The organism is Actinomycetospora rhizophila (genome assembly GCF_042657905.1).
Taxonomy (GTDB): domain Bacteria; phylum Actinomycetota; class Actinomycetes; order Mycobacteriales; family Pseudonocardiaceae; genus Actinomycetospora; species Actinomycetospora rhizophila.
The window spans coordinates 1-12,901 of sequence record NZ_JBHSKG010000020.1; the positions used below are offsets into that span (position 1 = coordinate 1).

The 12,901-nt window shown below is 64.5% G+C and carries 9 protein-coding genes and 1 pseudogene; 9 read left to right on the forward strand and 1 reads right to left on the reverse strand.

Translation table 11 applies throughout. The annotated features are described in order from the left end of the window. The first annotated feature begins 1,115 nt into the window (after positions 1-1,115). The 7 genes from ACFPK1_RS27435 to ACFPK1_RS27465 all read left to right on the forward strand — a co-directional run bounded on the left by ACFPK1_RS27435 (position 1,116) and on the right by ACFPK1_RS27465 (position 9,857). Positions 1,116-2,006, forward strand: coding sequence for a ketopantoate reductase family protein (locus ACFPK1_RS27435; protein WP_378024134.1), 891 nt, complete (start codon positions 1,116-1,118; stop codon positions 2,004-2,006). Positions 2,007-3,765: 1,759 nt separating this feature from the next. After that, positions 3,766-3,897, forward strand: coding sequence for a transposase (locus ACFPK1_RS27440; protein WP_378024231.1), 132 nt, complete (start codon positions 3,766-3,768; stop codon positions 3,895-3,897). 170 nt (positions 3,898-4,067) lie between these two features. Next, entirely contained in the window at positions 4,068-5,564 is a 1,497-nt protein-coding gene (locus ACFPK1_RS27445) for a peroxidase family protein (protein ID WP_378024135.1), read from the forward strand. 585 nt (positions 5,565-6,149) lie between these two features. Beyond that, the gene (locus ACFPK1_RS27450) at positions 6,150-6,365 is read left to right on the forward strand and encodes a transposase (RefSeq protein ID WP_378024232.1); all 216 of its coding nucleotides are present in this window, start codon (positions 6,150-6,152) and stop codon (positions 6,363-6,365) included. Then, the gene (locus ACFPK1_RS27455) at positions 6,292-6,753 is read left to right on the forward strand and encodes an IS3 family transposase (protein ID WP_378024136.1); all 462 of its coding nucleotides are present in this window, start codon (positions 6,292-6,294) and stop codon (positions 6,751-6,753) included. The genes ACFPK1_RS27450 and ACFPK1_RS27455 overlap by 74 nt, the downstream gene beginning before the upstream one ends. Before the next feature lie 1,061 nt (positions 6,754-7,814). Further along, positions 7,815-8,786 (forward strand): hypothetical protein, encoded by a 972-nt coding sequence (locus ACFPK1_RS27460; protein WP_378024137.1) that lies wholly within the window; start codon positions 7,815-7,817, stop codon positions 8,784-8,786. A gap of 339 nt (positions 8,787-9,125) precedes the next feature. Continuing rightward, on the forward strand, positions 9,126-9,857 hold the full coding sequence (locus tag ACFPK1_RS27465) for a hypothetical protein (protein WP_378024138.1): 732 nt from the start codon (positions 9,126-9,128) through the stop codon (positions 9,855-9,857). Positions 9,858-10,251: 394 nt separating this feature from the next. On the opposite strand, the pseudogene ACFPK1_RS27470 reads toward ACFPK1_RS27465, so the two are convergent. Then, a pseudogene (locus ACFPK1_RS27470) lies at positions 10,252-10,398 on the reverse strand (DUF6247 family protein); the annotation flags it as partial. 667 nt (positions 10,399-11,065) lie between these two features. On the opposite strand from ACFPK1_RS27470, the gene ACFPK1_RS27475 reads away from it, so the two are divergent. Together ACFPK1_RS27475 and ACFPK1_RS27480 are read left to right on the forward strand one after the other, a co-directional pair. Further along, a complete protein-coding gene (locus ACFPK1_RS27475; RefSeq protein WP_378024139.1) occupies positions 11,066-11,953 on the forward strand; it encodes a hypothetical protein in 888 nt (295 codons plus the stop codon). A 549-nt stretch (positions 11,954-12,502) separates the two neighbouring features. After that, positions 12,503-12,883, forward strand: a complete 381-nt coding sequence (locus tag ACFPK1_RS27480) for a hypothetical protein (protein ID WP_378024140.1) — start codon at positions 12,503-12,505, stop codon at positions 12,881-12,883. Positions 12,884-12,901 lie beyond the last annotated feature (18 nt).

The window sequence follows — 12,901 nt, forward strand, 5'->3', positions numbered from 1 at the left end:
CTCGCCACCCCGACGTCCTTGCCGCCCAACGCCGCGAACGCGCCCGCGTCCGCAGCGAACGCCAACAACGCTGGGGGCGTCCCCGAGCCGCCTGAACTCGGTGAACGTTCATGGTCAACGCACTAGCAACTAGACTTGCTCCCGCGGCCCCAGCAGGTTGCCGACCCGGCCTACTCGGTGACTCGGGCCGGCAGCTTGCCGGGTCGCGAGGGCGGTGACTCGATCATAGAGCTGTCAAGGGTCATGGCCAAGAATGAGGACCACGATCAGCCACCGGCCGGCGACCGCCCGGGAACACGGGGGAACGTGCTGCTGACATAGTTTGCAAGTCTCCGACACCCCCCGGCACGAACGCGCGGCTTAAGGGCAACGTGGCGGTACCCGGCGGCGGTCGATTGCACGGCCGGGGCAGGCTTCCCACCAGAGTGCTCCTGTCGGCGGACGCATGATCGATAGACTGTGGAGGTCTCGCTGCACCACCCTTCCCGCCATCGTGCTCTTCCGCACTTGGCTCGCCCTCCGTCGCGACGGCCGCCGGCTCCGCCTCTGGGCGGTTGCTCGCGGCTCGTCCTGAGATCGAGTGCCCGGGCACGCTGGGGGCACGGGAGCCTTCAACGGGCCCGGAGGGACCGAGACGGCAGAAGGTCGAAAGGCAGGTCGAGACCAGGACGAGCCGTGACGCCCCTGGTCGCTCCGGCCCCTGAAGACGCTCCGGCTTGCAGGCCGTCCGATGGGGTCGTGCCCTGCCGCGGCCACATGATCAACTCGATGACTGCGAATCTGGTGCGAGTCAGACGCGGCTGTGGACAGCACGAGCAGCATCGCCGTCGCGTAGGTCGGCGTGAGCAGCGACGACAACCGCAGTTGCCGGGGAGCCGCGCTCTCTAATCCATTGGTTGTGGGTTCGAGTCCCACGGGGCTCACTTGAGGAGCAGGTCCGGTGATCAGCCTGTACCCAGCTGCGCGGCTCGCGATGGTCAGCCCCGGCAGCCCTGTCTACCGTTGGGCGCAGCCCGAGCCGGGACCAGCCAGACAACGAGCGCCCCAACCTGCCGGGGAGCCTCAGGGCAACATTCGGTGCGGGAAGATGGGGCCACGACGGCGGAGGAGCGGACGTGGCTGACCGTATCGCGATCCTAGGAGCCGGTGCGGTTGGCGGCATGCTCGGCGTGCTGCTGGCACAGGCCGGCCATGACGTCGAATTGCTGGCCTCTGAACGCACCAGCACAGCAATCAACGTCGAGGGGTTGGCCCTGCGCAGCGCGCGCTACGGCGAGCTTCGTGTTCGGGTTCCAACGCGCCCTTGGCTCACCTCGCCTGTCGATGTCCTCTTCGTCGCGGTCAAGGCGCCGGACCTGCTGGCCGCTCTGACAAGGGTTCCGGCGCCGCTGCTGCACGGTGCTGTCGTCGTTCCGTTGCTCAACGGTGTCGATCACGTTCCGCTCCTGCGCGCATCTCTCCCACAAGCCCCGGTCGTCCCGATGACGGTCGCAGTGGAGGCGACCCGGATCGAGCCGGGCGTGATCGAGCACGTGTCGCCGTTCGCCGACTACGCGATGTCGTCGCAGCACCTGGGGATGGCCGTCGATCCAGGGGTGCTTCTGCGTAGCGCCGGGCTCGACGTCGACTCGTCCGCACCCGATGATGCCGTCCTGCTGTGGCGCAAGCTGTCCTTTCTTGCCCCTCTCGCATTGCTGACGACGCGAGCGCGCGCCGCGCTGGGTCCCGCGCGCGACGCCCGGCCCGACCTGCTGGAGGCTCTGGTCGAGGAGTCCGTTGCGGCCGCGGCGGCGCAGCAGGCCGCGATCGACCCGGCGTCGGTCCGGGAACGGCTGCTCAGCTTGCCGACTGGGATGCAGTCCTCGATGCTCAAGGACGCGCTGGCCGGCGTCACCCTCGAGCTCGAGGCCATCGCCGGCCCCGTCATGCGCGGTGCGCCGAACGGGGCGCCCGTCACTCGCGCAGTCGTCGCCGAGATCGCCGATGCATCCACATCGCGGTCCTGACCCACGCTCGCCGACACGCGATGCGCCGGTGTGTTCGAAGCGGGCCCGATAACCGGCTTCTATGTCGGCGTAGGCCCGGTCGGTGCGAGGGCTGGCACCCTCGCCGCAGTCCCCGGAGCGATATCCGCCTCGTTGAGACTCAGGAGATTGCGGCCGCAGCGCGTCGGCCAACAGGTCCCCCAGCCTGCAGCTCAGTTGAGCAGCAGGTTCAATCTAGGTTTCTCGCGGGGCAGTGGGCGACTCGTTGTCGAATAGGTGGTAAGCCCTTCGGTACGCGGCGCCTTCACGGCACAAATGCGCGCTCCAAAGGATCGCGGCGAGGCCGAGTACTACGTTGACCGCTAGAGCGCTCATCAGAAGTGTCGGGTTTGCCCACGGACTGCTAAGGAGTCGAACGTAGCCAGCAACTGTGAAGCCTAGAGCCAGCAAGCCGAAGACGGCGAGGATTGCCCAGCGGTTGTGCCGATCGACATCTCGCATACCGCTCCGAATGTCCCAGTGTTCCCAGGTCAGCATTACGCCTGCGTCTTGATTCACGCGGCATTCCAACCTATCGAGAAAGAGCCCCGCCCGCATTTGCCGAACTTGCTCACCGAGATAGACGGCAAGAGAGAGAAAGCAAACCACCGGGACGATCAGTATCAGGAGTGACGCCGCTAGGAAGTCGCTAGTGCTCCATAGCGTTGCGGCGGCTGCAACAAGGAGGCCGACTGTGGCCGTGCCGAAGCTGAGGATGGCCACCTGGTTCGCGAGCGCTACTTGAATGTCGCCCCTCACGCCGCTGTACTCCTGCTCGACTAAAGGTGTCAATTCTTTGGTAGTCAGTGGGAACCGAGACCTAGGTGGGGGCAGCCTTGTGGGGCCATCGTCGGAGCGATCTCTGTCGGTGTGCGCCGTGTGGCCATGAGCCCCCCCTACTGATATCTCGCGCTGCTTAAGCCAGTGTCGTGAGACCGTGCGCAGATCGCCACGATATTCACTCGCTCGGCCGAGCATGTCGACACGAGGCCGCGACCGCCTCGTCGACCTCCGCGCCGAACTCTGGCTCGGGTTCCGTCATCTCGCCCTCCTCAAGAGCGGCCAGCGCATCACTGTTTGTCGACCGTGGCAACGGTGTGAAGCGCGCCATCAGCGAGGCGCTCAGCCGCCACGTCAGCGGCCACCGGGACGTGAAAAGACCTCACCATCTGTGATAAGTCTACGTCGAGGCGAGTCGGTAGCTGGACCGCGATCGGTTGCTGCGCACCGACTCGATTCCAGGCGTGCGCCCAATACCCGGCTTGTATGTCGCCTGCTACAACTCGCCACGCTGGGTGCTGCGCAGGTGCGAGCTGGCCGCACGGCGCGGCCGCCCAAGATCAGCAGACCTCGCAGCCATCCGGAGGCAAGGCCGCTCGGGTGAGAAGCGCCGTTTGGTGTGTTGACGTAAACATCTTGGATGCATCTCGAAGGGGCAATGACCGCATGCCCTTTTAGAGGCCTCCGTACCTTACCCTGCAATATTCGTCGTGCATGCAGAGAAAGCGCACGAAGCCCGCCTTACGGCGGTAGCCTTCGATATCCTGTGCGCGCACTGTCGCCTCCAGCGTAGGTACGCGTCGAGCGAAACTAGCCTCGCAGGCGCAGAACGGACACCGCTGGATGGGTGACCCACCAGCTGACGGCAGGTCTGTACAGACCTAGGGCGTGTCTCTCAACTAGGTGAGCGCGGCCGGTCCACGATCATCGGGTGGGTCGTGGACCGGTGCTCTCCGAAGAGATGTGGGCTCAGGTTGAGCCGTTGCTGCCGGCGCAGTACGGCAAGGGCCGTCCATTTCGTGATCACCGGCAGGTGATCGAAGGAGTCGTCTACCACGCGCGCGAACGAAGAACCTGCAAGTTCGCGTCTTGAACAAGTCTACGCAAGGTAATCGAAGCGACGCCGACCGTCAAGTTGATCGCTTTCTCGGAATCCAAGCTTCGGCCATACGGGTGGCCGCCTTTGAAGATTAGGAGCTTGTACGCCAGCTATATGCTAGAACGGCCTTCCGCCACAACGGTTACTGTCGATCGGGGGAAGACATGGGTCATGGCGCACTCAAAGGCGGCCTTAACGCACCGAGGTCGACGTTCTATGACGAAGGCAAGTTCGGACGTCTCTTCCCCGCGTTGCCACCGTTCGCATCCGATACCGCAACCGTACGGGACGCCCTTATGGAGATTGGCGCACCAGAGGGGCCGATGGACCCTCGCGACGACCTTAGCGATCCGGTCCGCTTAGTCACAGAGGCGGAAGAGAGCGTCAACAATCCCGACAACCCGAGGCTCGCGGCGGGCTTTACCTTTCTTGGGCAGTTTCTCGACCACGACATGACGTTCGATCCAACCTCCAGCCTTGCGCGACGGCAGGACCCGGAGTCGATCCGCAACTTCCGGATCCCCGTGCTGGACCTGGACAGTGTCTACGGGAGCGGGCCCGGCAACGCGCCTCATCTCTACGACCAGTTGGTCGACGAGGGGCGCACTACAATGCTCATCGAGGAGATCCCTGCATCGGCTGCCAGGTCCATAGATGGCTCCAGCCGCTACGACCATCCTCGCAACTGGCAGTGCGTCAGTCTGATCGGCGACCCACGCAACGACGAGAACCTGATCGTCTCGCAACTGCACCTCGCGATGTTGCGTTTTCACAACAAGGTAGTGGCCGACGTGCGGGCCGACCTCGGAGCTGGCGCCGATGCCGATGACGTTTTCGCTGAGGCCCAGCGTATCGTGCGATGGCACTATCAATGGATAGTTCTTCACGAGTTCCTCCCCGCGACCGTCGGGACAGCAGTCGTCGAGGATGTACTGAACAATGGCCGCAGATACTATCGGTGGCGTAATAGCCCGTACATTCCTGTTGAGTTTGCCGTGGCCGCTTACCGCTTTGGCCACTCCCAAGTCAGGCCGAGCTACCGCGCCAACTTCGGGACCGACGCTACAGACCCTGCCAAGCAGTTTTTCCCGTTGATTTTCAAGCCAGGGCCTCATCCGGACCCGGCAGACCCCGATGACCTTCGCGGCGGAGTTCGAGCGGCACGCCGTTTCATTGATTGGCAAACGTTCTTCGATTTTGGAGACGGCCGAAGCCGAAGGAACAAAAAGATCGATACAAAACTGTCTACGGTGCTCTTCGATCTCCTGGGTCAGCCACAGGGAACACCGACTTCGCTTGCGACTCGCAACCTGCTACGCGGTCTCACTATGGGCGTCCCGTCCGGCCAACGCGTCGCCTCGGCCATGGGGCTGACGCGCCTGGCCACCGCGGACCTCCAGGACATGCAGGAGTACGGGCTGCACCACCGAACACCGCTATGGTTCTACATTCTACGAGAGGCCGATGTTCAAACTAACGGAGAACACCTTGGCGCAGTCGGTGGACGAATCGTCACCGAAGTCCTCGTCGGGCTCATGGAAGGCGACAACCACTCCTATCTGCGCCAAGATCCCGACTGGACCCCAACATACGGCACCAACGACGACTTCCGTATCACCGACCTTCTTAGCGCAGCAGGCGTCGTCGCAGAGATCCCATAGTGGCGACCACCTGAAAAGCGGGCCGCGGGTCGAGTCAGATGCCCAGCCTGCAATTCTGTTGATGGGTTGGCGCGTAGCTTTGCTGGTGAACGTTCCTGCGCAACGACGTGCCGACTGACGAGCGATGCGGCGGCCAGGGTCTCGCGAAACGCTTCGACGGCACCGCCGCCGATGCTGCTCTGGCTTCGTGCTGGGCGCGCCGACGGGTGTCGCGATCGCCCGCGCGCGGACCTCGAGCACGTGCGGGTCGATCTCGTCCGGCATCAGCCGGAGGGTGAGGTCGAGAGCGTCCGTGGCCTGCGAGTAGACGGTGAGCGGCGCGTCATCCATCCCGCCGACGCTAGAGCAGGGGGCCGACATCACCGGTCGACGTTCTCGGGCCCGAGCAACTCGGACGGCTCGCCGGGCGACGGGGGCAGGCCCGTGAGGTCGGACGCGAACGGCGGCTCGAGCACTCCCGTCGCCGGTCGCGGGCCGCGGTACCGGTTGCAGAACTCACCAACGGGGGAGAGGAAGCGGTGACCTTCCCCCGGTTCCGCGGACACCTACCCTGAGGCGACGGTGGTCGCCGGGAAGGATGTCCTCGTGCCTCCTGCGTACCCGCCGGAGTTCCGGCGCCGTGCTGTGGACCTGTTTCGCGAGCGCGAGAAGCCCGTCGCCCAGCTTGCCGCCGAGCTAGGCATCTCCGAGTCGTGCTTGCGTCGCTGGGCCTCCCAGGACGACGTCGATGCCAGGCTGGCTGTATTGCGCGGTCGTCCTCGACGTGTACTCGCGACGCGTCGTGGGCTGGTCGATCGCTGATCACCTGCGCGCCGAGATCGTCGTCGACGCCCTGGACATGGCCTGCTGGCGACGCAAACCCGCAGGCCAGAGCACCGTGGTGCACGCCGATCACGGCAGCCAGTACACCTCGTGGGCCTTCGGGCAACGCCTGCGCACCGCCGGGCTGCTGGGCTCGATGGGCAGCATCGGGGATTGCTTCGATAACGCCCTGGCCGAGAGCTTCTTCTCCAGCCTGCAGGTCGAACTGCTCGACCGACAGAGCTGGGCCACTCGCCAGCAGCTCGCGAACGCGATCTTCGGATGGATCGAAGCCTGGTACAACCCCCGACGCCGGCACTCCGCGCTGGGCTACCGCAGCCCGGTCGACTACGAGAACCTCCAACCCACCACTACCGCAGCGGCCTGACCCCCAACCGCACCCGTCCGCGGAACCGGGGGACGGTCAACCCGAATTTCGCTCGATCAGCAAAGTGATTGCCTCAGTGGGCGTTCGAGACGCCCGACCGCCGAGACGGATCATCTCCTAAGCCATGAGGCAGCTCGTGACACACGCGCTGGTCCGATTTGTTACCACTCGACCTGTCAACCGTTGTGCAAGTATTGATAGGCGCAGCTACGTTCATTGTGGTGATACTCGTTGCGTTACTTGTCGACGCCCGAGAGTAACGTGTGACCATCACGATTCGTGATCTATGGATCGAGTCGTTGTCAGGACAGTGCGCTGCGCCCCACCCGACCGCGGTCCGGTCGACCCGCGCACACCGACTGGGTTCGCCGTCAGCGGTTCGGTCGCCGCGGGGTGCAGCTGGGCGGACGTGTTGGTTTTAAAGGGCGCGGACGACGTCGTCAGTGGAGCAGCGTCGGGTCGGGGTCGTAGGAACGCTCCCGGTGCGGTTCCTCGGACGCTGAGTCCTCGCCGTCAGCTCAGACCCATCTCGATCGCGACCCGCGCGCCTCAACCGCGCTGGCGTCGACACGAGAATTTTCTCGTGTGGCGTTGGCTGAATCCCCGGCGGCGGCCGGCCTCTTGTGGTCGACCGAGCACGCAGCGGCGTCTGCCGTCCCTCGGTTGGCGGCACCGGTCGCCTCGCCTGGAGACGACGATTGCAGGCGTGAGGCCATTGGTCCAGGGGTTACGCCCTCTGGTGGTGGAGGGAAGGTGTCGCAGTGAACCAGCCTGTCCGTGGTCTTCTTACTAAGGGTCTCGTCCAGGACGCTGCTCAACTGCCATCAGATGGTCACGGAGACGACTACTCGTCGTCAAGCGGAGCGGGCCGACGTAGGCTCTGGCGGTGGGCCTGTGCTCGGCTTGGCCAAGATGATGCGCCTGCGGCGCTGATTGATGTCATAGCCGCCTACAAGCCACCTCGCACCCGCTCGCAGTTCGCCAATGTCAGGAAGGCCTACGCGAAGGACCAGCGCGGTCACATCTTGGACTCGTATATCGCTAAGGATACTGACGCCGCAGTGATACTGCTCGATATCTATGATCGCCGCCTTGGCCGGGGACCACGCAACCGCCTTGAGTACGAAGCCGGCAGGCTGCCGCCGTCTTTTGATAAAGCCATTCGTCGATGCCGCTCAGTCGAGAGGCGAGCGATGCCTCGTCTCGGTCGTCTGTCGCAGCTGGTCGTCGCTCAGGAGATGTTCACTGTCTTGGTCTACCTTCTGCGTATTGCTGACCACTGCCAGCAGGATCTGCAAAGGAGAGATAGCCGCCGCAAGGTGGAGGACGCGGCATGCGAGGCCGAACGTGAGGCGGAACAGATCGAGAAGTACGCGAGGGATGCGGCCGACCAGGAGCTTGTTGCTCGCTATCTGGTGGGGCTTCTGCCAGGCCTGCTGGCCACCGTAGCTTTGGTCGTGCTTACACGATGGCTTCCCGCCAACAGCCTCGTGATCGAGTCTCCTGGTTCATTGGTGCTGCAGTGCTGTCTAGTTGCGGGGGCCCTCGGCTCCGTGGTTAGTGTGCTCGCGCGGATGAGTAGTGACCGGACAACGATATCGGTCAAGGAACGCAGCAAGAAGATGGCTCTGGCCGCCGGCTCATTCAGGCCAATTGTGGGTGCCGTATTCGGGGTTGCGCTCTATCTCGTGTTCGCGGCTGGGCTGCTCCCGGTCCAACCGCTGACCGCGGCTCAGCCAGACGTGGGCGGCAATGTGCTCGCCTTCTACACGATCACCGCCTTCCTTGCGGGGTTCAACGAACGATGGGCCCAAGACACGCTGGTAAAGACCGTGCCGACAAGAGTGTCTGATGGCGATGGAATCGATAGCTACGGCGGATCGGCACCCGATGGCGCAACCACTCAACGGGAGACCAACCGGGGCCGGGGACGGACGTCACTCGAGCGCAGGTCCGCGTTGCCGAACGTCGCTTCGAAAGACGGGATGAGGGGGATCGCGGGCGACGTACGTCGTTGGCTCAGCCACCATTGACGCTAGTGCTACAGCTCATCGTGGTCGCTAACTCCGCGTTCGGAAGGCTTTGCGCCACCGAGTTTGTGTTGATGCACTTGAGGGGTGGCGTCCGCATCCCATCTAGCTCACTAGCGGTCTCTTCCATGAAGGGAGTGCCGGTGAGGGCGTGACCGTCCCGGGAGCTGGGGTCGTATCGCTGCGCTGAGGCGGGCCCCAGGCCGCCGATGAGGAAGGTTCCTACGCCAAGATCACTGAGCTCCCGGGACCCGATGTCGCACTTGGCCGACCATCTGGCCGAGTCTTGTGGATGGGTGCATGCTGCTCAATAATTATGCGAAGAGCGAACGAGGAGGCAGCATGAATGTGGATGATCGCTGCTACAGTGTGCAGCTGCACTTTGCAGAAGCACGATTGGTAGCCTCACTCACAATGATACCCGCTCAGAGCAAAGCTGGCCAGGGTAAAGACGGCCTAGTCGCATTGCTGAAGGAAACGGCTGGGCCGAGAGAGGCGGGTCAAGATCCTTCTATCGCTGTAGGTGCAAGAACCACGGACTTGCCTAATCATCAACTACGTGAGCTAATGTCATTCCTCGTACACGAGGTAGTTCAACCTGATAGGGGCGAGGTCCTAACAGATCTAGGCGGGGTTGTCGAGGCGATAGGTGGAACTTCGACGACATACTTTGCGACGCTCGAACCTGTGCATCAAGAGGTTGTAGACTACCTCTTAACGGCGCCAGTTCTGCCGACTGAGCAGTCGTGGGCTGTAGTGCGCAATATCGCTGCGACGATAATGACGGCTGGGGGCATCGGGGCGGCTGCGCTAGGAATTGTTAGCGATAGCGAGTCGCAGGCTGCGGCCGGGGCCGCTTTCACGGCGGCAGGCACGACTGTAGTGGCGATAAAGAAGGAGCAGCCAATGCAGCTCCCGTTCGTGATGTCGGCGGGTGCCGCCGCTCCGCCGCCGGATGATCACGACAACCTGCAGAGAAAGATTGCTGAGATTCAGATACTACCGTTAACGGATCCGCAGAAAAACCAGCTAATATATCAGATCTCCGAACGTCACTACGTCGGGCCGCAGTAGCTAAGTGGGATGGGGCGACCGCCCGGCCCTCGACTTTCATCATGTCCGTTGGCGCCGACGACGCCGCCTAAGGTCGGCTTCGGTCAGCCGCGGGCACCACCCGCCCAGTAGAGCGACTTTGCCGCCCACGCAGTACGGGAGGCCCTCACCTGCAGGCGGCGCCGGTACGCGAGGTGATACGTCGTGGGGTTCGAGCTGGTCAATGAGGGTGCTCGTCGGTCTCGATCATGTGTTCGACCCGATCGAGTCCAAGATCAGCTTCTTGGCGCCTCGATCGAGGCTGCGACGTCCTCGCCGACCGGCTCGACGACGTACACCTGCTAGAGGCAGGCCACCGTGCTCGTGACCTCGAGCGGCTCGTCTTCGGGGGAGGGGTTGCCGGTTGCGAGTTCCGCTAGAGGCGCATGGTGCGTCGGTAGGCAGCGGTGTCCGTCTGCAGCATCGCGATCTGGCGCCAGCGTTCGACGACCTCTACAACCCCAGCGAGTTCCAACGAGGCACGGGCGCCGTCCAGCGCCGCCTCGTACTCGACGACGAACCACTCGGCGTAGGTGGGGAAGCAACCACGCTTTTACCACCGCGGGAGGAGCACCGCGGGCAAGAGGGTGTGGTCCCGGGTTGGGACGGGCTGCGGCGGTCAAGGCTTGACGGTATCGGCACCCACCGATAGCCCGCGAGAGCCGCCGCGGCGGGGGTCGATGAAGGTGAAGCGCACCGGGTTGAGTGGAGGCTGTGGGGGTGCCCGCGAGAGGTGTACGTCGACACCCGCGCGCACGAGCAGCAGGTGCAGTCCGAGGCTCAACGGCAGCACGACCAGGCCGGTCGCGAGGAATCGCGCGCCACCGGCGACGAGACCCGGACCTCGCTCTGGCAGGCCGCGGGGTCCTCGTCGCACGGCGTCATCATCGCGCCTGGGCCCTCGTGCAGTGGACAGCGAGGCGCGCTCGATCCCGAAGGGCGGCCGACAATCGTCAACGTCTCGGTCACGTGGTCGTCGACGCGGACACAGCCGCCCCTCGGGGTTGCGCCTCCCGTTCCGTTTCCTGCGCAACGAGTGCACCAGCCCTTCCGGCCCTCCCGGTGGTCACCAAGTGCATCAGGGTGTCTCGACGGGAACGGGTCTGGCAATGCGTCTCCGGATTCTGGGACGCTGGACGAGGTGACTTGATGGTGGGCCGCCAGCACACGACGAGCCTCGAGGGGGAGAGATGTCCGATGTCGAGGTCGAGAATCTCCGGAAGGAGTACGGCGAGGTCGCGAGCAACTTCCGTGCCCTCACCGACATCCGGTTCAGGTTGTTGGCGTTCCTGCCGGTCGCGTCGGTGGCCGCGGTCGGACTCATCACGACGCAGCGACAGTCGGGCTACGCTTTCGCCTTTGCGCTCTGCGGCTTCGTCGTCACGCTCGGTCTGATGACGTACAACGCGAGGAACGACCAGCTCTACGACGCTCTTGTCGGCCGAGCGGCGATGATCGAACGACGCCTCGGTCTGGCCGATGGAGCATTCGCCCACCGGCCTCGCCCGTGGTTGAGCTACGTGGGCGGGCTGTGGACGGTGAACCACCGTGGACCGGTCGCGCTCGTCTACGTCGCGTCGGCCGGACTGTGGGCTTTCGCTGCCGCCGACGCCGTCGTGCTGTCGGTCTGGCCCGGACCGGCCGACGACGTGCGGTGGGCCGTGGTGGGTGGCGTCGTCGTCGTGGCAAGCGCCGTGGTCGGGCTCGCGGGCAAGCACAGGAGGGCCGTGCAAGCACGGCTCCGCATCGATGCGGCAGAGGCGGTCAACGCCCTGCCCGTGGACTGGCGGGGGTGGCCGGCCGATCGCGGCTCGACGGAGAAGGAACGGTTCGTGGAGACGTGCGATCGGCTCGCGGGCGTCAAGAAGCGCGAGACCGTCGCTCCGCGACTCGACTTCCTGATCAGCCAGGGCGATGATCTCTCGCACTACGTCACGCCCGGTTCCTGGCGTTGGGAGAACGCGCAGGTGGTCGCTCTCCTCACCGACCTTCCACCCGAGTGGCTCTTCGACTGCGCCGCCCGTCGTCGGGCGACCGGGAGGAAGCGGTCACCGGAGGCCGCCAGCCATCCCGGATGACCGACATGACGTTGGTGCGGACAGTGCCGGCAGCCTTCCCAGCCCATCTCCGGCCCGCCGCTCGCACCGTCCCGGCGCTGCCCGACGGGGGGCCGACCCGGACGCCCCGGCCGTCCTCGAGCTCCCGGATCTCGGCGGGGGGGGGCGCACGCTCGTCGTCGATCCGTCGCCTTGATCCCAGGTCAACGAACAACGGTGTGATCGGCCGCCGTCGCGAGTGATCCGCGGTGAAGTAGCCGACAGCGGCATGCCGAGCACTTTCGGTGACGGTAGGTCACACACGGCACGCCGCTCGACGCTCTTGGTGACCGAGGCGCGTTCGAGTGCGGCTCTTCGGGTTAAATTCGAGCAGAAATCTTCTGCACGATTTGATCCTCTGCTGTCATTGAGAGCGCGGAGGAAGTGAGGGTGCAACGGGCGAGATCCGCTGTTTGTGGATGCAGTCGCCGTGCTCGTTGGAGGACGCCCCACTCGTGCTTTTCGTCCTTCGTCAGTCCGCGCGCAGTGCGAGCGCCGAGAACATTCGACGTTGCAGGAAGGTGCCTGCTGATGCCGTGGCATTTGGAGCAGTCTCGTCAGGTGCAGGTCGCTGAAGGGGACGGGCCGATCGACACCCACATCCAGGTGCGGAAGGGCGACACCCTGATCTTCCATGCGTGGGGGACCATCTGGGCCGGCGTCTGGTTCACCGGGCTCAACGGGCCGCGCGGGTGGAACTGGATCGACAACGACCCGAAGTTCCCTCTGAAGGGTAGTCACCCTTTCTGTCTGTTCGGCCGGCTCGATACCGGCCCCTTCTTCATCGGTGACGACATGCGTCTCGACGAGACGCCCAACGCGGGTACTCTGTTCCTCGAGATCAACGACGACGTGCACGGGAACGGGTCGGGCGCGTTCCATTGCCACATCCAGCAGTACCGCAACGATTAGCGAATGGCGTGGTCACGC